Source organism: Dorea sp. AM10-31 (assembly GCF_003435815.1).
In the GTDB taxonomy this organism is placed as follows: domain Bacteria; phylum Bacillota; class Clostridia; order Lachnospirales; family Lachnospiraceae; genus Dorea_D; species Dorea_D hominis.
Genome location: NZ_QTUV01000004.1, coordinates 98,961 through 122,708, shown reverse-complemented (window position 1 = coordinate 122,708; position 23,748 = coordinate 98,961). Strand labels below are relative to the sequence as shown.

Sequence of the window (23,748 nt, the reverse complement as noted above, 5' to 3'; positions counted from 1 at the left end):
TTTATCTGCCTCCACGAAGTTTCTTCTTTAAAAGACTCGGTGCTCCAAGGAGAAGTTTTCCAACACGAAATGTTTTGGAACTCCTGATCTTTTTAATCTCTTGGCGAAGTTCCTGATTTTCTTCTTCCAGCTTCGTAATCTGTTCGAACACCTGCTGATTGATGGTTCTTGGATACACGCACATTTTATAGTAATGTTCCGGATCTTGCACTATCCGTTCGATGTTATTCCATGTCTTATCTGTAAATGTATCCGGAATCACATCTCCCAATGCAATCCCTCTTTTTAACTCCTCACTGAACCGCATCAGATATTCATAGCGATATTCTTCTGCGATCCTCCAAAGCGTTCCAAGATAATTATGATATTTCTTAAACCAGTATACATGGCGAAACCGCTTCCACAGCACTTCATCCTGCATTAGAATATCTTTAATATAGTCGTATTCCTGATTGATACAATATACTTTTTCGCGATTATTTACCGATGAATTCGGATTATCCCGACGATTCATATAGTAAGGCGTATCAAGGATCATCGCCCTTTTCGCATAAATGAACGTCTGAAACCAAAATCCATTATCCTGGAAAGAAGCTCCCGGCGTCTCGTGATGCCGGATCTTATGCTGTTCCAGAAATTCTCTTCTGTAAATGCCGCTCCATGTATTCATGATAAAGCGGATTGCATCCGGTTTTTCACTCGGATTGAACACATGATTATAATCTTCCGGATTCACACTCAGATGATTATAATATAATTCTTTATTTCCATTCTCTGCGGTTACAAAACGATAAAAATCAGCTTTTACGAAATCAAGCTCATATTCTTTTGCCTTCTTATATAAATCTTCATACATATTTAACGGAACATAATCATCCGGCTCGACAATACCGATATATTCACCGGATGCCGCATCCAATCCCTGATTCATCGCTTTCCCATAGCCACCATTTTTCTGTGAAATAATGCGGATCCTGTCATCTTTTTTCGCATACTGCTCTAGAATCTGCAGCGAATGATCCGTTGATCCATCATTAACGCAGAGAATCTCAATCTCTTTCAGTGTCTGATGAATCACGCTCTCCATACATTCTTCCAGATATTCTTCTACATTATAAACCGGTATGATCACCGATACTTTCTTCATATTTCAAGTTCCTCGTTTCTTATTGTTCCTTCGCTTTTTTGAAAAGTTTGCGTATCATACGGATGGGAAATCCAATCACTCTGGCTACACGGTAAGTAGTCGAATATTGGATGCCCGACAACTTTTTCTGTGTCTTTGTAAGCTCTTTTCTGGTTTCCGCAAGTTCTTTTTTCAGCTTCTTAATCTCCACTCCACGGTCAAATTTCTCTCCATATGTGATCTGAAGTTTACGGTTGATCTCGGATTTTTCCTTATATGTCCGGAACAGTTTTTCCGTGATCCGTGTATGCTCTCTCACCAGCGTCTGGAACTGGATCTTATCCAGCCCCCACAATCCTTCATATGCGTACTTCTGTGCCTCCGGCATCTCGGAATATTGTTTTGCCGCACGCCATAATACAGTATGCATTGTATCATAAAGAACATCTGCCATCTCTTCCGGCATGGAATGGATTTCCAGAAAATGTTCCATCGCCACATAGCTCTTCATCAGTCCGTAAATATGTTCAAAACTGGCCTTTGCCGTCATAATAGAACCCGATCGCACTCTGCGGTGGAAGAATTCCTTCTTCCAATATCCACATCTCTCTGCCATCAGCATTGTCATAAATGTAAAATCAATATCCTCATGCAAAATACCCGGCTGAAAAGCAAAATGATGTTCCTCAAGATACCGGCGTTTAAAAAACTGCATGCCTACATTTGTGCGGTACTCTTTTGTCTTCTGCATCCTTTGAAACATTTCTTTCCCATCACAACAGGCAGGATAGTTGCCCTTTCTCTGGTAATATCCGTCAAATTCGTTGTGCACAGCCTCCATGTCTTTCTCTTCAAAGAATGCACAGCCATCGTAGTATAAAACTTCCAAATCATGTTCCTGACATCTTCCGGCAAGCTGTTCCAGTGCCTCCCGTTCCAGCCAGTCATCACTGTCCATAAAATAAATATAATCTCCGGATGCTGCTTTCATTCCTCTGTTTCTTGTTACAGACAATCCGCAATTTTCCTGTGTATATACAGAAATTCTCTCATCTTCTTCTGCATAATGCTTCAAAATTCCCAGTGTATAATCCGTGGAACCATCATCAATACAGATAATCTCCAACTCTTTTAAAGTCTGTCCTGTAATGCTGTCCAGACACTCTTCCAGATATTTTTCCACATTATAAGCGGCAATCACAACAGTAACTACCGGATGCCCGGTTGACTTTCCTTCCTTTATGCAACGTATATCTCCATAATTCTGTCTGCGTTCCCGTTCTTTTCTCACCTCTCTGGCATATGGAAGTCCACGCAGATAATTAATATTTTCAGGCATATCGTATTCTTCATCCGCATGCTCCAACAAATGCATATCCAGAAATCTGTCCGAACATAATTTATCGATCACTTTCTGGCGCACCTGTTCCGAATGAAGTGTCCGGAGATTATAAACACAGCCGGATGCCACCATATTGCAGAATCCTATCTCCAGTTCTTCATAAATACCTCTTCTTGTCAGCTCTTTATAAACCGATTCATACGCTTCAAGAAAACAAAGCGGGTTCTGATCCTTTCTGTTCTGCAGGCTTCCACCATAATTGACTCTGTAATATACCAGATCTTCTCTCACAGCCGCCACACGCTCCGCTGCTCCAAGTGCCGTCAATGTAAAATAGACATCATTGCTGTTCGGAAGATTCTGAAACTTAAGTTTCTGCTCCTGAATATATTCTCGCCGGAAAGACTTGTTCCACGGAGCAGGTGTTGTCAGTGTAAACAGTTCCCCCTCCATGGTCTTTCTCGAAAACACTTCCTGTACCGGCAGTAATTTTCTCCAGAGATAACGCGGTACGTGCTCTGATCTCCCTGTCAGATCATCATACTTCCTTGCTCCAAAAAGAATCACGTCCGCATTTGTTTTATTACCTTTTTTGGCAATCTCTTCCACAAGTGTATCTGTGAAAAAATCATCTGCATCCAGAAACAACAGATATTCGCCTTGCGCACTCTCCATTCCCAGATTCCGTGCTGCTCCGGCGCCTTGATGATCTTGCCTTAGTATCTGCACACGCGGATCCTTTTCTGTATACTCTTTCAAAATGGAAGCCGAGGCATCCGTCGATCCATCATCCACACATATGATTTCTATATTCGGATTCGTCTGTTTAAGAAGCGAATCCAGCGCTTCTCTTAAATAAGGTTCTGTGTTATATACCGGCATAATCACCGATACGTCTGTTTTTCCTACTTTTTTCATCCTCTTATCAATTTTCTCCACATTCTGACCGGAAAACCTATGCATCTTGCAAGGCGGTATGTTTTACACCCTTTGATTCCGTCAATCTTCTTCTTCAGCTCTCTGTTGATCTGTTTTAATTCTTTAATTTCCACACCACGGTCGAATTTCTCACTATAAGTCTGTTGCAATTTCCTGTTAATCTCCGATTTTTCATCATAAGTCCGCTGTAACTTTTCCTGAAGCTCCGTTCTTTCACGCACCAATCTGTCTTTCCATTCTTCCAGAAATTGATTCCGTTCTTTTAATTTGTCATTTTCTTTTATTTTTTTAGCCGTTTCATCAAGAAGATGCTGTTCCTGCTCTTTCCAGGTTCTCTCTCTTCTTTGTCTTTCAGCAACCTTTATTCTTTCTTTCAGTCCCGGAAAGCAAGATTCAAATTGAATCCGCTTCTTATCTTCCAAAAGCTCTTCAGACCTCTGCGCCATCCACGGGAGCTGCATATACGCTTCCTTTATTGTTGTATATTTATCATGCCATGTCTCATAATCCAGTGTATCCGCTTCGCTTTGTAATTGCTCAAACTTCTTATAAAACATATCAAATATCCCTTGATTTTCTCCCTGCAATTCTTCTCTTAATGCCAGCAGCTGCTCTACACGGCTTTCAAAGGAATATTCTTCTTGCAACACCTGCCACATCTGTTCTACTCGTTCCCGGATTGCAGGATAATCAACCTGTATTTTTTCTGCCTGTTCTACAAATTGTTCTTCATTAGTATAAAACAGTACCGAATCTCCAAATAATTTTTCTATAATATCTACATAATCGGAAAGAACCGGAACTCCACATGCCATTGCTTCCAGTATCCTAGTGTTCATGAAGCCATGTTCCGTCATATCTTCATAATGATCGTTCAATGTAATCTTCGTCTCCCAGTACAATTCCGGCAGCATATAATTAGGAATGTTCTCTGCCATGACTGCATCGGCGTGCTCCGGCAGTAACTTATCCCATCCTTTTCCCCATATCTTAAGCGGGATATGATGCTCCAGCGCCCAAACAACACTTTTTCTTTTAATTCCTCTGGAATTACCTACAAACACCCAGTCATATTTTTTTTCTTTCTCCACTCTTGCCGGGTGAAAGATCTCCATATCTGCACAGATTAACAACTGACGTACCGGAACCTGCACTTTCCTACAGATCTCTTCCAGATACTCTTCTTTTGCGGAACCAATGCAGACCAGGTCATAGGCATTATACTCTTCCACCGTAACTCTGTCCGGATGGCTTAAATTCCACATAATGTAAATGGTATCCGGATCCCTTCTGTCCGGATAATATGCTTCCGGTCCCCGCAATGCAACTACAACATCCGCTGCACCTTCGTTTTCCCATTCATCTCTGGATTCTATAACTGTATATACGCCTGCTCTGTTCAGATATTTTTTTAATGTACAGGCAAAAAAATAGTCAGACCAGTTCTTCTTCGATGCATTATTCGGGAATCCGGCTTTGATGACCCATATTTCTTTTCCGTTTGCCAGTTTTCTTCTATCTTCCATATCTGATTTACCGCTTTCTCCTCTGGATTCTTATTTTAGACATAGTATCTCCATTTTCTATATCTTATTAATTATAGAGAACATTTTCCGGACCGTCTAATTGATTTTTTCTATTATAGGCATTATCTATATGTTGTATTCTTCACATAACTGTTCACAATACTCTTCATCTTCCGTTACTCGCTTTGCGTCATCATACTGTTTCTTTTCTAATAGTAATTTTATCAATTCTACTTGTCTTCGTCCTTCCTCTCTTCCCTCTTCTCTTCCTTTTTCCCTAATCAGTCTTTCGCGTTCCTCTGCTTTCATAAAACTCGCCTCCATCTCATCGCTGGCTTTTATTTGTTGAATTTTATGATGCAAGTCCTTCAGCCGATGGTCACTGTTTTCACGCAATCCTGTATCATTGCTTTCTGTAATATAATGCAGAAAATCCACTAGCTCCGGCTCTACTTCTTCGGCATTTGTTCCGTTCGTGTTAAGGAATATTTTTCTGCAACAAAGTCCATACGGATTCCTCGTTTTCCCGGCAGATTATGTATTACTTTCTGTCCTTCTTTCCAGCGCAGGCTTTTTAATCTTTTTCCTGTTGCAAACTCAATAATTGTCTTACATGTTTCCAAATCTTCTGTTGCAACATCAAACAGGAAATCGTCCATCAAGTTAAGATCTTTCAATGTACGACCTTTCTTCCCACCCTGATTCTTCTGAAGCATTGCATCATTTTCCATATTTATTTTTTCGTTTTTAATCATATGTTTCCTCCTTAAGTATAACGGATTAGTGAAAAATCGTCTACATCTACACAGTCCGCCCTTTTCTATTAATATGCTAGAAAGTAAATTTAGTTTGGATTCTCCTGTTCGACTCGAACCTTTTGAATATGTTTTGATATTCTTTTGATAATGGTTTTTGATTTTTTTGAAATTAAGTACTCTTAGATTTTTATGAATCAACATATGTTGTAGATGTATTTTATCACAGCGGTGCGAAAAAAGCCACAGAAAAATCCGGTGCTTCTCCATAACGCACCGGACTTTTCTGTTTATAATTGAGTAAGGGATCTATTCCATTCATCTATGAAGCGTTTTCAGCTCTTATTCATACAGCGGATATTTTGCGCAGATCTTATTAACTTCTTCACGGATCTCATCTGCTTTTGTATCGAAATCTGTGACTGTCATCTTGATCAGTTTTGCAATTGTCTTCATATCTTCTTCTTTCAGTCCACGAGTTGTAACTGCAGGTGTTCCGATACGAACTCCGCTTGTTACAAACGGACTTGCAGGATCGTTCGGTACTGCATTTTTATTAACAGTAATATATACTTCATCCAGGCGATTCTGTAATTCTTTTCCTGTAATGTTCATATTCTGAAGATCAACTAAGATCAGATGGTTATCTGTTCCACCACTTACAAGGTTAAATCCTTCTGCTACCATAGCATCTGCAAGTGCTTTTGCATTCTTAACAACCTGCTGCTGATACTCTTTGAATTCTGGTTTCAGAGCCTCTCCGAAACATACAGCTTTTGCAGCGATGATGTGCTCAAGCGGTCCTCCCTGTGTTCCTGGGAAAATAGCTTTGTTAATTGCTTTTGCATGCTCTTCTTTGCAAAGGATCAGTCCACCTCTTGGTCCACGCAGTGTCTTATGTGTTGTTGTTGTTACAACATCTGCATACGGAACCGGGCTCTGGTGAAGTCCTGCTGCCACCAGTCCTGCAATGTGAGCCATATCAACCATCAGATATGCGCCAACTTCTTTTGCGATATCAGCGAAAATATCAAATTTGATCTCTCTTGGATAAGCAGATGCTCCTGCTACGATTAATTTAGGTTTGCATTCATGTGCAATCTTACGAATCTCGTCATAATCCAAAAATCCTTCATCATTTACATTGTAAGGTACAAAATTATATAAGAGTCCTGATAAGTTTACCGGTGAACCATGTGTCAGATGTCCGCCATGTGCCAGGTTCAGTCCCATAACTGTATCGCCCGGTTTGATGAGTGCCTGATAAACTGCTGTATTAGCATTTGCTCCGCAATGTGGCTGTACATTTGCGTGCTCTGCGCCAAATAACTTCTTCGCACGTTCGATTGCAATATTCTCCAGAATATCTACGTCTTCGCATCCACCATAGTAACGTTTTCCCGGATATCCTTCTGCATATTTGTTTGTTGGAACGGTTCCCATTGCGAGCATAACCGCAGGGCTTACGATATTCTCTGAAGCAATCAGTTCGAGATTTCTTCTCTGTCTTCCAAGTTCCAGCTCCAGTGCTTTTCCAACTTCGTCATCGTACTCTTTGATATAATTTGTTACATCTTCAATTCTGTTCATCTTATTGTCCTCCTTCGATACGCCTGTTTCCCCCAATAAAAAACAGGCAAAAAACCTTTGCTTCATTTACTAAAGATCTTTTGTCTGCCTCTGTCCTTTTACCTGAAAGATTGCTGATCGTTTTTCCCCATATAACTACCAGTTTACTTCTTCGGTACAATTAAAAATATTGTTCTCCAGAGTGTCGTCCGAATCCATTCCTTTTACCTGAGAGTTTCTGCCTACCCCTTCGGCTCCGTTTCGGATAAAGCCTAGCCCCTGTTCTTTATCCATACGGTATCTCACGAATTCATCTGCCGACTTATCAACTGCCTTTAGTATACACAATGCTTTTGTTTTAGTCAATAATTACAAAATAAGTTATTTTTTTATCAATTTTTTGTGCATTTATTATATCTATAGAGTTATCAATTTTATAGATAATCTATCTAAAAACTTCTTTGATACTGTCATAATGCAGAAAAATGCCTTCTCCGGCAAGATCTTCAATTTCTTTCTTTGTCGCGAAACGGTATCCCGCTGTTTCTTCTTCCTGTAAATGTATATCACTCTCATCAATATCCAGAACAAAGCGATAAACATCTACAAAGTAATTATCTCCTTCTCCCGGGTTCTCTCTGTGATATGTGAAACAATATCCACCTTCCGCATTCCTTACATCCAGCCCTGTCTCTTCCTTCACTTCGCGTATAACAGCTTCTTCCGAAGTTTCTCCTGCCTGTGCTGCGCCTCCGGATACTTCCCACCATCCCGGTGCCCACGCTTTTGTCATTACACGTTTTGTGATAAGATACGTGTGATCTGATCTTGCAACTACTCCAAGTACTGTCAGATGATATTCATCATCTTTCAAGCACCAGTCATTTCTCTTCATCGTGCGACCGGTTGGATTTTTGTCTTTGTCATAAATATCCCAAAGTTCCATTCTTCTGCCTCCTCCTTCTGTCTTGATATTACTGTCTGCAGTTTCTCTACCTCATTGCCCCCTGGTTATTATACTATAACTGTGCCTGAATTTCCTCTAACATTTCCCGCACTGTTTTTCCATATACCGGATGGCGTTTGTACGGTGCAATTTCAGCCAATGGTTCCAGCACAAAGCTTCTTTTGTGCATTTCAACATGTGGAATACAGAGATTATCTTCTTCCAGTACGATGTCATCATACAGCAGAATATCCAGATCCAGTGTTCTCGGTCCCCAGTGTATAATCCGCTCCCTGCCCGCTTCTTTCTCGATCCGGTTTAATTCTTTTAACAATTCTTCCGGGTATAATAGCGTCCGCATTTTCAGACATGCATTTAAAAAATCCGGCTGATCTGTCACTCCGTAAGGCTCTGTTACAAGATAAGAAGAAACTTTTTCAACTGTACAAGTAGGAATCTGTCCTATTTTTTCGACTGCTTCATTCAGATAAGTTTCACTGTCACCAATATTAGAGCCAAGTGCGATATATGTTGTATGCCATTCGCGCGAAATCTTCACACTGACTGTTTTCAGCGGAAGTCCTACCGGTGCCCATGGTTTCTTGATCTCCAGATCGATCTTGCAAAGTCCCGATATGCTCTTAAGCATCTCTTCCGCAAGGGTTTCTGCCACCCGTTCTAGCAACTGGTAGGTATGTTCTTTCATATATTTTGTGATAAATGCACTGACTTCACCGTAATGGATAGATGCCGTCAGATCATCTGTCTTCCCGGCTTTTCTTGTATCTGTATAAAGCACTGCTGACACAAGAAATTTCTGTCCCAGTTTGTTTTCCTCTGAAAATACACCGTGATTGGCAAATACTTCCAGATCTGTAATTTTTATCTGGTCATAATCCTGACTTGTTTTTTTATTTATATATTTCATAATTATTATTCCTCACACCTGTCACTCTTTCTGCCAGTCTGCTTTCCTGTTTGCAAAACTTCATGAGTATTATTGTCCTAATCCGTTACCTGTTTTCCATATTTTACACTTCATGCTCACGCATAATTGCCTGCGTCATGCGGATTGCGCGAAGATTTTTCTGTACATCATGCACACGCACAAACGCACAACCCTTCTGTACACCATATACAGTTGTAACAAGCGTTCCTTCTTCTCTTTCTTCTACCGGAAGATCAAGAGTAAGTCCGATCACAGATTTGCGCGACGTACCGAGAAGTACCGGATAGCCGAGCTTGTTCAGGCATTCCATTTTATCAATGATTTCCAGATTCATCTCATAAGTTTTTCCAAATCCTACACCCGGATCAAGAATAATCTTATCCTCTGAAATACCTGCTTTTTTTGCAAGTGTCACACACTCCTCCATATCTGTCATGAAATCCGTCAGAAAATCTGTATATTCTGCTTTTTCCCGGTTATGCATCAGGCAGCATGCCACATCATACTTTGCAATCACTCCTGCCATCTTCGGGTCGTATTTTAATCCCCAGATGTCATTCACCAGATCAGCACCCGCCTGAAGTGCCGCTTCGGCAACTCTGCTCTTGTAAGTGTCGATGGAAACAGGAACAGCAAACTCCTGTTTCAGTCTTTCGATAACCGGTGTTACTCTTGCAATCTCTTCATCCTCCGTAATCTGTACATGCCCCGGTCTTGTCGATTCGCCCCCTACATCAATGATCGTAGCACCTTCGTCTATCATCTGTTTTGCATGTGCAAGTGCTCTATCCATACCGTTATATTTTCCTCCATCCGAAAACGAATCCGGCGTTACGTTTAAAATTCCCATTACATACGTTTCATTTTTAACATCAAACTCTTTTTTCCCGATGATCATATCTGTATCTCCCTGTTTTTCTTTTCTTCACTCCAGTTACATTCTTTTTTCGCTGGGCAGGCAAAGCAATTTCTGGAACATTTATCACTTTCGTATAAAAGTCTTTCCAACTTTGTCATATCTTTTCGTTCCCTGCGATGCCCACGGATGGCTGTCAAAATTTCTTTTTTTTCTTCTTCCGTATAGGCGACTGCCTCTGGCAGTGAATCCAGAATTTTCTCTGCAATCTGCGCTCCGGCAATCTCGTGCGGAATTTTTTCTTTGTATTGCAATGCTTTTCCGATATCATGTAAAATCGCTGTCGTATACAGCAATTCCTTCGAATATCCAAGATTGTTTTCTAAGTTCCAAATATATGCAATTCTTGCAACATCTAACAAATGTTCCATCTGATGACAGCAGAAGATCCTGTCTCTTTCTTCTTCTCTCAGTTCTTTGTAATACTGCTGATATAACGGATGTCTGAGTACTGTATTTAGTCGTTCCATCTTCTGTTCTTTCTCTGCATGTTCCATTGACTTCATCTTCACCATTTCATCTATTTCCCAAGCATCCGGAAGAACCGCTCTTCCAGAGTCGGATCAGTTTCAAATACGCCTCTTCTTGCAATTGTCACGGTCTGACTTCCCGGCTTTTTAATGCCGCGCATTGTCATACACATATGCTCTGCTTCTACCATAACCATTGCGCCTTTCGGACACATATACTGCATCAGCGCATCGGCAATCTGTCCGGTCAGTTGTTCCTGTAACTGCAGCCTTCTTGCAAACACTTCTACTGTTCGTGCCAGTTTGCTAAGTCCTACAACTTTTCCGTCCGGAATATAAGCGATATGTGCTTTCCCATAAAACGGAAGCAGATGATGTTCACAGGTTGAATAAAATGTGATGTCTTTTTCGATAACCATCTCGCTGCTGTCTACGGTAAATGTTTTTGCCAGATGGACTCCTGCATCTTCGTCCATTCCGCCATAAATTTCCTCGTACATTCTGGCAATTCTGTCCGGTGTATCTTTAAGGCCTTCCCTTGTTACATCCTCTCCCATACCTTCCAGTAATAAACGGACTGCCTGTTCTATTTTCTCATGATCGATCATGTCTCTCTCCCTCTATAGTTCTACTATCTGTTTTATTCTATCAAAAATGTTATTTTCTGCAAATATATCACTTTCATGCTTTATCCCATGTTTCCACAATCTGAATCACATCTCCCAGATAAGATAGAGAACCGCAGGCAATCACAACGGATTTCTGATTCTCTTCTGTCTCTTTTTTTGCATTTCTATATGCAGTCTTCAATGCCTCTTCCAAATCACTATGTGCGTCCGCTTTTTCAAATGCAATTACGTTCTCACAATATTTCGCTGCGTCTTCCGCAAGCACTCCTGCCAATAATGTGCGTTCTTCATTCGGAAGATGAATCGCATATACACACTCTGCGTCCGGACACAACAATGCTGTGATCTTTTTATATTCTTTATCTTTAAAAACGCCCATGACCAGGTGGATCCTGTAATTCGGAAAATATCGTCTTATTGATATAGCGAGCTTTTTTGCTGCATCTTCATTGTGTGCGCCATCAACAATCAAAGGTGGATTCTCCCGCAGACTGGTAAATCTTCCCGGCCACTTTGTCTCTGCCACACCAATTTGCACAGCTTCTTCCTGTATTTTGTATCCTTCTTTTCGAAGCGCACAAACTATCTCCAGCGCTGTTGCCAGATTTTCTTTTTGATATTCACCTGTAAGTCCGCTATGAAGGTTTCCAAAATCCGGTGTTTCTACATCCATTCCTTTGTATGTTTCTTTTTGTATTATCAAAAGTTCCGGTTTTGCCTCCGTAAACGGGCACCCTGTTCTTTCTGCCTTTTCTTCCAGTATCTTTTTCACTTCCGGCTTCTGTTTTGCAGACACAACTTTACATCCCGATTTAATAATCTCACATTTATCTGCTGCAATTTCTTCGATTGTATTTCCCAAAATCCCAATATGATCCATACTGATTGTTGCAAATGCCGCCAACACAGTTGTCTTTACAATATTCGTTGCATCCAGTCTTCCGCCGAGTCCGGATTCCAGCACAACCAGATCACAGCTTTTTTTCTTAAAATATAAAAAAGCCATTGCCGTCTCAACTTCAAACAGCGTCGGTATCGGTGCACCTGCTGTTTCTAATCCGGCAATCGCTTCTTTTATCTCTTCCGTCAACTCTGTAAGTTCGTTTTCGGAGATCCATTCTCCATCCACCTGAATCTTCTCACGATAGGAGAGCACTGTCGGTGAAACATATCGTCCTGTCCTGTATCCTGCTTTACTTAATATTGTTGAAGTATACGCAAGCACAGATCCTTTTCCGTTTGTTCCGGCAATATGAATGAACTTTAAATCCTCCTGTGGATTCCCCAGTTCCTCAAGCAGTCCCCGAATCGTATCCAAGCCAAGTACACTTCCGTATCTGGACATTGCATCCAGATATACCCTTGCTTCTTTATAAGTCACGTTTCTATTTCCTTTCTGAAATTGTTCTAACCTCTTCATAATAGCACTAACCTTTCATTCTCTCAAGAAAAATCACTGCCCTATAGTATCATTTTTATTAATAAGCACTTTCTCTTTTGTCTATAATTCATATATTTTATCCCGTTCCTGTCAGGAATAATCTTAAAAGTCAAGAGGTACAGCAACCATTTTTCATTGTTGCTGTACCTCTTAATATCTCTATGTTATATGTCTGCCTTAACCCCAGTTCATTCCTTTTCCTGCTTCCAGAGCCTTGTCATAAATAACTTTTGCTGCCACCAGATCCTGTGCCGCTACGCCAACTGTTTCATAAACAATGATTTCATCATCATTTTCTCTTCCTTTTATTGTACCGTTTATTTCATCACCAAGGCTTCCAAGTATATCCTTTTCTGAAATGATACCGTCCTTTATCGGAATCAATAAATCTCCGGTCTCAGAAAGCGCCGCCTCTTTAGAATCGCAGATGATTTTAGACGCTCTTGGAAGGATCGCCGGATCCATTTCATGCTTATGTGGCTCATAAGTGCCGACACAACTGATCGTTGCTCCGGCTTTGACTTTTGTCCCATCAAATACCGGCTTTGCCGATGGAGTAACGGTAATGATCAGATCTGCATCTTCTATACATGCATCTGAATTTTCTGCTGCTATAATCTTTGCCCCGTAATCGGCTAACTCTTTCTGCATCTGTTCGGCAAATGCCTGGCATCTTTCTGCATTGAGATCATAGATTTTTACTTCATCCAGCTTTCTTGCTGCAAGCATCGCCTCTAGCTGTGTCGCTGCCTGGCCTCCGGTTCCGATCATTGCTCCTTTTTTGCACTCTTTTTTTGCAAGCAGATCAAATGCTGCACCGGAAGACGCACCCGTTCTGAGCTGTGTAACATAAGTTCCATCCAGCAATGCGATCACGTATCCGTCTTTTCCGTCAATCAACATCACCTGTGCCGGTGATGTCATTTTCCCATTATCCACATTGTGTGGGAAAATGTCGATTACCTTCATAGCTGCCGCATCTAATTCCGGCGCATATGCAGGCATAAACAAAAATGCTCCATCATATTTGCCGTCAATAACTGTACGCAGAGGCGTTTTTACTGTTCCGTCAACTGTCATTTTAAACGCAGTTTTGTCTGCCTCGATCATATCTTTCATTGTAACTACACTTTTAATATCTTCTCTTGAAAGTAATAACATACTCTTCCTCCTTTTTCTCTATTCATGATGATATCCATACTCTGCATCCAGTGCCCATGGCTGCATAGCTCCGCCCTCTTCGGCCGGTCTGCAGTTCTGTGCATAAATATTCAATACACCCTTCTGCTGTTTTAACGGTGGACGTACCCAGGATTTCTTTCTTTCGGCAAGTTCCTCGTCTGAAACAAGTAAATTTACCGTTCCTCCTGCAATATCCATTTCAATTTGGTCTCCGTTTTTAATCAACGCGATCACACCTCCGTCATACGCCTCCGGAGAAACATGTCCGACAATTGCTCCATAATTGAATCCTGAAAACCTTGCATCTGTGATCAGTCCGACTTTCTTGTCCAACCCAAGCCCGATCAACGCATCAATACTGAGCATCAGTTCCTTCATACCCGGTGCACCTTTACAGCCTTCATAGCGGATGACCAGAATGTCTCCCGGAACGATCTCACCATTCATAATTGCTTTATAAGCATCCTGGTCACATTCGTATACTTTTGCCGCGCCTTTGATGTATTTTACTTCTTCATATACAGCCGTTGGACGTACGATTGCTCCTGCCGGGGAAATATTTCCGCGTAAAATCTTAAGGCCCGGTTCTTTTGCAACCGGATCTTCCAGCGAGTGAATCACTTTATTGGGTTCGCCTTTCACTGTTTCCAGCAATTCTCCCCATGTATTTCCATAAATTGTAGGAGCTTCTGTATGTAATTTACTCTCCAATTGTTTCATTACATTTTTCACGCCGCCGGCATAATGAAAATCAACAACCGTATATGGTCCGCTTGGAATAACCGCGTTAATACAATAAATTTCTTTCGCATATTTTTCAAAATCTGCCAATGTAATTTTAATTCCTAGTTCATATGCATATGCCAGAATATGAAGTACCGCATTCGTAGATCCGGCAACTGCCATATCAAACATGATTGCATTTTCCAATACTTCTTTTGTAATGAGATCCTTCGGCGTTCTTCCGGATTTTGCAAGCTGAACCATGTATTTTCCTGCTGTTCTTGCCGCACGGAGTCTCGCATTATCGGATGCCGGAATTGTTGAAGTACCCGGCATTACCAGATTCAGGACTTCTCCAAGCATCTGCATCGTGTTCGCAGTTCCCATAGAAGGACAGGCTCCAAAAGACGGACATACACACTCTTCCATGTCAAAGAGTTCCTCTTCCGATGCGCCGGAAAATCTTGCTGCGTCCAGATCTGCTTCTACAACCGTCTGTCCACAATGATTTCCTGCCTGCATCGAACCACCTGTCACGACCATCGCCGGAATATCTAGCCGGCATGCTGCCAGATAACATCCCGCAATAATCAGGTCACAGGATGCGACACAACAGATTGCATCAAAATTATGTACTCTCGATACAAACTCTATCGACATCGCAACAATGTCACGGCCGACCTGTTCATATTTCATCTCATCTGCGCCATTTGCCATATTTCCACATGTTGCCGGGATTCCAAATTCTACCGGGATTCCGCCCGCTGCCCAGATGCCTTCCTTAACAGCCTCTGTCACCTGTCTTAAATGTGCTGTTCCCGGCGAACCAGCCATATAAGAATTTGGCACGCCGATATGTGGCTTTTTGCGAATGTCCTCATCTGAATACCCTGCTGCCTTCATCATAACACGTCGATGTGCCGCCTGCGCTCCGTTCCAATAGCTCTCTCCCATCTTACAACCTCCTTATTTTATAATTCCTGTAGATTGTTCTATGCCATGCACTTTTCTAATCTTGTCTACCGTTTTCCTATTTCTTACATCATATGTCATTTTTTTAACATTGGATAGAACAGGAAATTGATAGTTATGTTCATTTTTTCTGAACGATACCAGACATCGAAAGATTTTAAGATTACATTCACATTATCTGATGGATATATGCACTTTTTCTTATATACACTGCCGCTCATCTATTGCATAACTTTTCAAATTTTACTAAAATATAAGATGCCAGAGTCAAAAGCCTAAAACTACGAATTGTGGTAGTACGAAGTACGGAACAATTCGTATGGCATCTTTTGACCCTGACATCATACAGGTAAACAAGTGACAGCACCGGAGGCTGATATCCATGTCAAAAATCAATATAATTTTAGATGTATATGAAACACATAGTATTTCCAAAACGGCAGGCAGACTGAAATACACACAGTCGGCTGTCAGCCAGGCAATCCGTAATTATGAAAAAGAAATCGGAGTGACTTTATTCAAACGTTCTAAAACCGGTATGTCTCCACTTACCGGAACAGACAGCATTTTTGAAGAATTAAAGAAAATTCGGGCTTCCGAAAATCATATTGAACAGATTGCAGCACATATCAATGGATTAGAAAGCGGGTTGATCCGCATTGGTACTATCCAGAGTATTTCTTACCACTGGTTACCCGGAATTTTAAAAAAATTTACAGATGAATATCCGAATATCACGTTCAACCTCTATGTCGGCGGTTTTCAGGAATTGAGTGCAAAATTAAAAGAAGGAAAACTGGACTGTATTTTCACTTCAAAATATATTATGGGAAACCTTCCCTGTATAACGTTAGGTAAGGATGAATTAATGCTTGTTACATCAAAAGATCATCCACTTGCCAATAAATTTTCCGTTTCTCTTTCCGATGTAAATGGGCAGGACTTTATTATGTCCGCGGATAATACCGACTATGAAACCGGAGAACTGTTCCGCATCCATCAGATTCAGCCAAATGTCCGTTTTCACATCAACGAAGATTATACCGTAGTCAAAATGGTGGAGCAGGGGTTTGGCATCGCCATTCTCCCAAAGCTTCTTCTGCTCCATATTCCTTTTGATGTATGTGTACGTCCATTTACAGAACATTGCAAACGAATTCTTGTTGTGGCACATTCTCCATCGGCAGAGCCGACTCCGGCTTTGAAGCAGTTCATGGAATTTGCCGCACTCTGGAGCCAGGAACACCAGCTTCTTATATAATACACTGCCGGCGGTGGTCTTCTCGTACTGTTATCCAGTCCTAATTTCATCTACTGTAATCAGTTATCCTGTACCAGTCCTGCGATTACACAGACCATCTTATCTAACTGTATCGGCTTGGAAATATGTGCATTCATTCCTGCTTCTTTACTCTTGCGGATATCTTCTGCAAATGCATTTGCTGTATTACTGTGAAATGCTCTTGCAAACCCTTTCAGTTCAATAACTGCTGATATGATTCCAACACATTTTCCATCTTTAAATATAGGATTCGACAGCATGATGATCTGTGTCTTGTCGTCTTTCAAGGATGTTCTGCGCTCCGATACTGTGAAACCCTTTTTAACACGAACCCTGAACGAATACTTCGGCAGCAACTTAAAGGTTTCTCCATTTGTCCGCACGCCACTCTCATCCGGAAAACAGATCTCCCAGTGCGTGTAGGCATTTTCCGCACTGGATGCGTTCATAATCTTTAAGATTTCCTGCTGGTTCTTCTGATGCTCCGGGAGCAGATCTCTTAGAAATGCTATGGCAGTCTGAATATTTATCTATAGTTAGAGTCAGTATACCCTGTCAGACGCCGGTTCGCAAGAAGGCTTTATACTTTATCATTCACCTTTTCTTCCGCGCGCATTGCCTTTAAAACAGCATCTTTGATGCACTGTGCATAAGCTTCTGCCCCTTTCGGAAGCAAATGTGTATCGTCCTGGTCAAAATATTCCGGATGATCTGCACTTGCCGTATACCAGTCAATCAGATAGGTATGCTCGTGTTCTTTGACAAACTTGCGGATTTCTTCATTATTAGAACTCTCAAAATCTTCCTTCGGAGCATGGACAGTGGTCAGGAACAGTGGTTTGTCTCCGACTTTCTGTCTTATTCGTCCAAGTGTATCGTACATTGGACCATTTGTTCCAAGTGCAAAGATCACGCCATCGCCGTCCCATTTCTTCTGTGTCTGGTATTCGTCAAATACTTTCACTCCTGTCAGGGTAGAACGTCCGATCTTCGTATCGCTGATACTGTTTGGAAGTACTTTGTAAAAATAATCTGTTACATCTACAGTAATGGAATCACCGATCAGCAGCATCTGTACATTTTTCAGTAGTTCTTCATCCGTCATTGTACTCTTGCTGGTCTTTGCTGTCTTTTTTGCTTTCGCTTTCTGTTCTTTTAATTTCTGATTCGTCAGCTTTGTTACTTCGGTTGCTTTCTTTTCACGCTTTGCTACCGTATCCAGTGTTGTCTTCTTCGGAACAAATGCAATACATAAGCTTAATGCAAGTCCTGTGGCTAATACTGCTGCCATCGCCTTAAGACTTCTCCGTGCCACCTGGATCTGTCTGTGACGTTCTCTTCTGTTATGCGGTCTGCTGTTGATGATTCCGATATATTCTCCGATGATTCCATGACGGACCGGCGTCTCAATAAAACGATAGGAAAGTTCTGCAAGCCCCACACTTAAGACTACTTCTAAAATCACAATCCACCATGCCGCTCTCTTTCCGCCGCTCATCAGCACAATAATCGGATAGTGCCACAGATAAATACTGTAAGAGCGGTCTCCGATCCATTTCAGTATGCTGGAGCCTAATATTATATTTAAAAGGCTTCTGCTTACTGTCACTGCATATACGACAAATGCCGCCAGGACAGATACGATTGCCTGACCTCCATAATATAAGAAACTGCTGTAGGAGCTGATGAGCATCATCATTCCGATCAGGATCAATACAGAAATACTTCCGATCACTGCCCATAGTTTTCCCCGCAGCTTTACCTTTATAATATGATATTCCTTCTGGATCGCAGCCAACGCTCCGATCAGAAGAGAAAATGCTCTTGTGTCTGTTCCATAATATACGCGGCTCGGATCTCCGTCCGGGCTATAGAGCACGCCCATCAATACTACTGAGATCAGCGCAAGCACTGCTGTGACTGCCGCAAATACTTTTCCTCTGTTTCTTGCCTTCGATAACAGAATCAAAAGGATTGGATAAATCAAATAAAACTGTGTCTCAATCGCCAATGACCAGCAGTGGGTAAATGGAGAAGGCGCTCCTGCATTTTCAAAATAGGATACTTTTCTGAAAATCTGCCACCAGTTGTTATACCCAAACACTGCGGATAACAAATCATTACAACCTTTCGTAAATACAACCCGGTTCACGACTGCGCTGACGAAGATCATCACAACTGCCATGGAGAGTACTGCCGGCAGCAGTCTTCGGATTCGCCGCAGCCAGAAGTTCTTCAGATCCACGCCGCCGCTTTCTTCTATCTCATTTATCAGAATTCCTGTGATCAAGTAGCCGGATATTACAAAGAATACGGTTACTCCCAATAACCCGCTCTTCGCAAATGGCATCTTCAGATGATATGCCAGAACCATGATTACAGCAAGTGCCCTTAATCCGTCAATTTCTTTGATATACTTTCTCTTTTTCTGTATTTTCTTTTCCATTTTCTTTTCCTCATTCGTATGCTGTCTTTCGTATGTTGTCGTTTTATCTATTGATTATAACATATGCTCCTTCCTCTGCGCTTTCTTAAATAGTTAATATTTCTTTAAGTTTTCTTATTATAATACTTCTATTTCTCCGAATGCTTTCAGAAACTGTTTCTTTCCATATCCCGGAAATTCCACTTCTATCGTCATATCATCTTCTGATGTGATGATGCCTTCACCGTACTTTGGATGTCTGCCTCTCCGTACAACCCGCTCTTCTGTATTTGTATGTCTTTCTTCGTGTTTTACAGACTCTGTTTCTGTCTGTCTTTCTTCTTGTTTTACAGGCTCTGTTTCTGCCATATTTTCCTCCGCAGATTTTCTCCTTATCGTTTCTACTGCCTGCCGTCTTAAACTCTGTAAATTTGCTTTTCGCTCTTCGCTTCCCGGTTTTTCTTCCCAGTCAAGCAGATGCTCCGGCAGACGCTTCAGATATCTGCTCGGTGCTTCGAACACACCGGGAATTGTCGGATTCGTGTAATAAGATAATTCCAGATTCTTTCTCGCACGGGTAAGCCCTACAAAAAACAGACGCATCTCCTCTTCTTCCTGCTCCATACCGGTGCACCGAAGGGGAATCAGTCCCTGATTCAATCCGACAATAAATACATAATCGAATTCCAGACCTTTTGATGCATGCAACGTCATAAAATGTAGTACTTCTCCTTCTTTTCCGACATTGGAAAATGTAACTGGAAATTCCGCTCTTTCAAATACCTTTTCCAAAATCTCCGCCTGCTTCTGCACACGGTAAAAAACTGCGATCTGGCTGTATGGCAGACCATCTTCGTGAAGTTTCCGGATTCGTTCTGTCAGATATTCTGCCTCTATAAACGGATCATAATGATTCTTTATCAGAATCTTATCACCTTTCACACCGCTGCCCTCAATCTTTCCTCCAAATTGCAGAAAACGGTTCGCAGCTTCCAGGATCACATCACTTGAACGATAATTAACCGGCAGGGAAAGTTCTTTTGCTTCAAACCGGTGCTTGATCATGAAGAACATATTCGGTGCGGTTCCTCTCCAGCTGTAGATCACCTGATTCGGATCTCCTACTGCGAAAAACCGGGTCTGTGCATCTTTCAGTGCTTCGATAAAATCCAGCTGCTTCTGGTCGCTATCCTGCACTTCATCTACAATAATCCACTGAAGTCCCAACTCTTTTCTGTGTTCCTCTGCACATTTCGTTCCCTCACGGATAAGATCTGCGAAAGACATCTTGTTCTCCTGACGTTTCTTTCGATCAAGAAGCGGAAATACCCGAAACAGATCATCCTTATATTTTCCCTTTGGTTTTCCCTGCAGATATGCTTCATAGTCATTCTCCAGCCTCGCCTGCAGACGGTTCTTATACTTGATCTTATATCCGTTCGCATCTGCAAGGTCAAGCAACATCTGCAGCTCTTCTTCCGGTTCTATCACTTCAAATTCACGATTCCAGTCAGTTGTCTCATTCTGATTCACTGCTCTATCTGTGCCTTCGACTGTACATTTTTCAGGAAGATACTTACAGAGAAGCTGTCTTGCTACACTGTGGAATGTGCCGAATCCCCACATAGATTTTTCAATACCTAGCCGCTCCGCGATCTCGTCCGCTGCCTTATTCGTAAATGTAAGCACCATCATTTTCTCATAAGGAACAAGTCTCTCCTCATGCAGATAGCGTACTTTTTCCGTCAATACTGTCGTCTTGCCACTGCCGACATTCGCATTCACAAGACATGCCGGGCTTTCATCTAATACGGCTTCTTTCTGGTAACTATTCAGTCTTTTCCTTTCCAAGCTGTTCATCATATTTCCTTTGCAGGCGGGCTTTCTTTCGTTCCCGCTCTTTCTCTTCCTTCTCTCCCTGTCTGTTTTCAAGAATAACTTCTATCTTCATATCACCCGGACAGATTGCATAGTATCTGAGAATATTCTCCAGGCTCTTCCGATTCTCCGCTTCCTGTATCCATCCGGCATAAAATGCATTCTCCACAGTAAGAATCAGTTTGTGCTCTTCTACACACACTGCTTTTACTGTTTTAAGGAAACGACCGCCACTTTCCCCGTTTTTCAGAACTGCCGCACAGAAACTCTGCCATTTCTCCGGCAATTCAAAAAAGGAAAATTCTTTCGTTATTGCAGGATGTGGCTCTTTTATGTTCTTACGCACATACTCCGGTGCTTCTGTCTCTTCCAGAAGATTCTCAAGTCCCCAGAGTATCATTCCTTTATCCAGCGTATAATCGCCCACGCATGCTGGGCAGCCGTCTTCACATGGACAACCTTTCACCATCCTGATCGCATTGTACAGGATCTCCGGCACCAGTCCATAGATCTTCTCCGAATACCCAAGACCGCCTTCGTATTTATCATAAATAAAAAGAGAGACTTTTTCATGATAATAATCATCCGGGATCGTCGCATTGTTTGACACCGCAACATCTATATCATCACGCTCTGTCATCGTAATCATCATAGATGCGTTCTTTATCGCATATTTCATTCCTTCAAAATGGTCATTAAGTATATACTGCCCCTGACGGTTCGGAACCAGCAGACTCCGGTAAGCACGCACTACATTCTCCGGCAGTGTGATCCATGCACTTTCTGTGTCGTAGTCTTTCTTTAAAGGCTGAGTCAGTGTTACATAGCCAAGATTCTGGTGATTGTGAAACTGTAATTTCTGGAACATGGAAATCACTTCATTGACATTCACATCCCCAAAATGAAATTCTGTCCTCTTATATTCCTCTTCTTCAAAGCATCGTAAAATGCGCGTCTCTTTTGTTCCTGACGGGACTGTGTAATAATTTCCATCAAAATCAACTGCCTCTGCGGTTCTTCCGACCAGATCCATCTTCACAACTTCATACAGTGTTCCCTCATGCATATAAACTGCACCTGGGTGGATCTCATGATACGCCTGCAATTCATCCATCTCCGTGATCTCATGTCCGTCTTTCTTCGCAAGAAGTTTGAATCTCGTCTTGTCCATATTGCGGAGGCTGTAGTCACCTGCCGGATATGCCTGTCCTGCCCATATGAACCGTCCTCCAAGGCTCTTCACTTCTCCTGCACTTAAAAGAACCGGAATCATCTCTCCCAGATCCGGGAACAGTGCAATATCATCCAGCGACAATGGTAGTTCTGCTGCCGCCGCACGCAGATGCGCCAGCTCAATGAGAAGATTGTCCGGATCAACGATTGCATTCTCACTCTCATTTGAGAAAAGCCATTCCGGATCAATCGCAATATACTGATCAAAAGGGCGGTTCTCCAAAAGAAGGTAGTTGACGCAGGAGACACCACTTCTTCCGGCACGTCCGCTCTGCTGCCAGAACGAAGCTCTTGTTCCCGGATAGCCAACGATCACGGTCGTATCCAGCTTACCGATGTCAATTCCAAGTTCCAGCGCATTGGTGGATACCAGCCCCGCCAGTTCTCCATGTGTCATCTTTCGTTCAATCTCTCTTCTCTCAAGTGGCGTATAACCACTCCGGTATCCGGCAATCAACTCTTCCGGCTGTTTCCCTGCTCTTCCGAATGCGCCAAGAAATCCTGCAGCACTCATCTTATCTCTGGCTTCTTTTAAAATGACTTCCACATTCCTTCTGGAACGTCCGAATGCAATGAAGTGTCTGTCTTCTGCCACAAGATTCGGGATTAATTTTGCCGCTACTGCCGATGCCGCGATTCGTCCATATACTTTATCATTCTTTCCTTTGATCTCCGGCGGCTGGACAATCTGATAGATTTTATCCGGTGCCGGAGCACCGTTCCGGTCGATCAGCGAAAACGGTACACCACAGATCTTCTCTGCAAGCTCTATCGGATTGGCAATCGTCGCAGAGCTACAGAGAAACTGCGGTTCTGAGCGGTAATATGTGCATATCCGATGAAGTCTCCGGAAAATATTCGACAAATGCGCTCCAAACGCTCCGCGGTAAGAATGTAATTCATCAATGACAATATATTTAAGATTTGCGAAAATCGTATCAAACCCGTAATTGCTGTGATTTGGCAAAAAAGCTCCATTTAACATCTCCGGGTTCGTCAGGATAATATTTGCGCTCTGTCTGATTCTCGTACGCTCTGCCGGTTTCGTATCTCCATCGTATATCCCGGCAGATATCTTCCCGTCACCGAAAAACTCAATCGCCGGCTGCAGGGCACGATACTGGTCGCTTGCCAGTGCCTTCGTCGGGTAAACAAAAATCGCTCTCGCCAGCGGATTCTCAAGAATCTCCTGCAAAACCGGAAGCAGAAATGCCAGCGTCTTACCACTCGCCGTTGAAGTTGTGATCACGACATTCTTTCCCGCTTCCGCAGTTTTGAACATCTCCACCTGATGCGAATAAAGCTGCTGATATCCGTTCTCTTTAAGATAATCTCTCAGCTCATCCTTAAGCGATTCTGGATATGCTTCACAAACCGCCTCTTTTGCCGGTATCTTTCTTGTATGAATAATATAATCTCTGAATTCTTCTGTCATGTATTTCCAG

General features: G+C 42.1%; 19 protein-coding genes and 1 riboswitch. Of the genes, 1 reads left to right on the top strand and 18 read right to left on the bottom strand.

The window, feature by feature from the left end; all coding sequences use genetic code 11:
* Window position 1 precedes the first annotated feature (1 nt).
* The 14 genes from DW125_RS08390 to ilvD form a co-directional block, all read right to left on the bottom strand.
* Window positions 2-1,147 (bottom strand): glycosyltransferase family 2 protein, encoded by a 1,146-nt coding sequence (locus DW125_RS08390; RefSeq protein ID WP_117537819.1) that lies wholly within the window; start codon window positions 1,145-1,147, stop codon window positions 2-4.
* Between the two features lie 19 nt (window positions 1,148-1,166).
* Window positions 1,167-3,386, bottom strand: coding sequence for a glycosyltransferase family 2 protein (locus tag DW125_RS08385; RefSeq protein WP_158549903.1), 2,220 nt, complete (start codon window positions 3,384-3,386; stop codon window positions 1,167-1,169).
* On the bottom strand, window positions 3,383-4,933 hold the full coding sequence (locus DW125_RS08380; RefSeq protein ID WP_117537817.1) for a glycosyltransferase family protein: 1,551 nt from the start codon (window positions 4,931-4,933) through the stop codon (window positions 3,383-3,385). Before DW125_RS08380 ends, DW125_RS08385 begins: the two co-directional genes overlap by 4 nt.
* Window positions 4,934-5,059: 126 nt before the next feature.
* Complete coding sequence (locus DW125_RS14250) at window positions 5,060-5,242, bottom strand: hypothetical protein (protein WP_242992929.1); 183 nt, start codon at window positions 5,240-5,242, stop codon at window positions 5,060-5,062.
* Between the two features lie 140 nt (window positions 5,243-5,382).
* Window positions 5,383-5,688 carry a hypothetical protein gene (locus DW125_RS14245; protein WP_021860916.1) on the bottom strand — a complete coding sequence of 102 codons (306 nt, stop codon included), beginning with the start codon at window positions 5,686-5,688 and terminating at the stop codon, window positions 5,383-5,385.
* Between the two features lie 342 nt (window positions 5,689-6,030).
* Window positions 6,031-7,278 carry a serine hydroxymethyltransferase gene (gene glyA / locus DW125_RS08370; protein ID WP_117537816.1) on the bottom strand — a complete coding sequence of 416 codons (1,248 nt, stop codon included), beginning with the start codon at window positions 7,276-7,278 and terminating at the stop codon, window positions 6,031-6,033.
* Between the two features lie 80 nt (window positions 7,279-7,358).
* A riboswitch (glycine riboswitch) is annotated at window positions 7,359-7,468 on the bottom strand.
* Between the two features lie 234 nt (window positions 7,469-7,702).
* Window positions 7,703-8,203, bottom strand: coding sequence for an NUDIX hydrolase (locus DW125_RS08365; RefSeq protein WP_117537815.1), 501 nt, complete (start codon window positions 8,201-8,203; stop codon window positions 7,703-7,705).
* A 73-nt stretch (window positions 8,204-8,276) separates the two neighbouring features.
* Window positions 8,277-9,131: a 2-amino-4-hydroxy-6-hydroxymethyldihydropteridine diphosphokinase gene (folK, locus tag DW125_RS08360; protein WP_117537814.1), complete on the bottom strand. Its 855-nt coding sequence runs from the start codon at window positions 9,129-9,131 to the stop codon at window positions 8,277-8,279.
* Window positions 9,132-9,234: 103 nt separating this feature from the next.
* Window positions 9,235-10,050, bottom strand: coding sequence for a dihydropteroate synthase (gene folP / locus DW125_RS08355; protein WP_117537813.1), 816 nt, complete (start codon window positions 10,048-10,050; stop codon window positions 9,235-9,237).
* Window positions 10,047-10,538 carry an HD domain-containing protein gene (locus DW125_RS08350; protein ID WP_117537874.1) on the bottom strand — a complete coding sequence of 164 codons (492 nt, stop codon included), beginning with the start codon at window positions 10,536-10,538 and terminating at the stop codon, window positions 10,047-10,049. Before DW125_RS08350 ends, folP begins: the two co-directional genes overlap by 4 nt.
* Window positions 10,539-10,588: 50 nt before the next feature.
* On the bottom strand, window positions 10,589-11,146 hold the full coding sequence (folE, locus tag DW125_RS08345; protein WP_021860923.1) for a GTP cyclohydrolase I FolE: 558 nt from the start codon (window positions 11,144-11,146) through the stop codon (window positions 10,589-10,591).
* A 73-nt stretch (window positions 11,147-11,219) separates the two neighbouring features.
* Entirely contained in the window at window positions 11,220-12,548 is a 1,329-nt protein-coding gene (locus DW125_RS08340) for a bifunctional folylpolyglutamate synthase/dihydrofolate synthase (RefSeq protein ID WP_242992927.1), read from the bottom strand.
* A 237-nt stretch (window positions 12,549-12,785) separates the two neighbouring features.
* Window positions 12,786-13,769 (bottom strand): ornithine cyclodeaminase family protein, encoded by a 984-nt coding sequence (locus DW125_RS08335; RefSeq protein WP_117537812.1) that lies wholly within the window; start codon window positions 13,767-13,769, stop codon window positions 12,786-12,788.
* Window positions 13,770-13,787: 18 nt separating this feature from the next.
* Window positions 13,788-15,467 carry a dihydroxy-acid dehydratase gene (ilvD, locus tag DW125_RS08330; protein WP_117537811.1) on the bottom strand — a complete coding sequence of 560 codons (1,680 nt, stop codon included), beginning with the start codon at window positions 15,465-15,467 and terminating at the stop codon, window positions 13,788-13,790.
* 400 nt (window positions 15,468-15,867) lie between these two features.
* On the opposite strand from ilvD, the gene DW125_RS08325 reads away from it, so the two are divergent.
* The gene (locus DW125_RS08325) at window positions 15,868-16,746 is read left to right on the top strand and encodes a LysR family transcriptional regulator (RefSeq protein ID WP_021860927.1); all 879 of its coding nucleotides are present in this window, start codon (window positions 15,868-15,870) and stop codon (window positions 16,744-16,746) included.
* A gap of 59 nt (window positions 16,747-16,805) precedes the next feature.
* On the opposite strand, the gene DW125_RS14240 is transcribed toward DW125_RS08325, so the two are convergent.
* The 4 genes from DW125_RS14240 to DW125_RS08305 all read right to left on the bottom strand — a co-directional run bounded on the left by DW125_RS14240 (window position 16,806) and on the right by DW125_RS08305 (window position 23,738).
* Entirely contained in the window at window positions 16,806-17,216 is a 411-nt protein-coding gene (locus tag DW125_RS14240; RefSeq protein WP_117537810.1) for a hypothetical protein, read from the bottom strand.
* A gap of 131 nt (window positions 17,217-17,347) precedes the next feature.
* A complete protein-coding gene (locus DW125_RS08315) occupies window positions 17,348-19,213 on the bottom strand; it encodes an acyltransferase family protein (RefSeq protein ID WP_242992926.1) in 1,866 nt (621 codons plus the stop codon).
* Window positions 19,214-19,330: 117 nt separating this feature from the next.
* Window positions 19,331-21,052: an ATP-dependent helicase gene (locus tag DW125_RS08310; protein WP_242992936.1), complete on the bottom strand. Its 1,722-nt coding sequence runs from the start codon at window positions 21,050-21,052 to the stop codon at window positions 19,331-19,333.
* The gene (locus DW125_RS08305; RefSeq protein WP_117537808.1) at window positions 21,021-23,738 is read right to left on the bottom strand and encodes a DEAD/DEAH box helicase; all 2,718 of its coding nucleotides are present in this window, start codon (window positions 23,736-23,738) and stop codon (window positions 21,021-21,023) included. Before DW125_RS08305 ends, DW125_RS08310 begins: the two co-directional genes overlap by 32 nt.
* Window positions 23,739-23,748 lie beyond the last annotated feature (10 nt).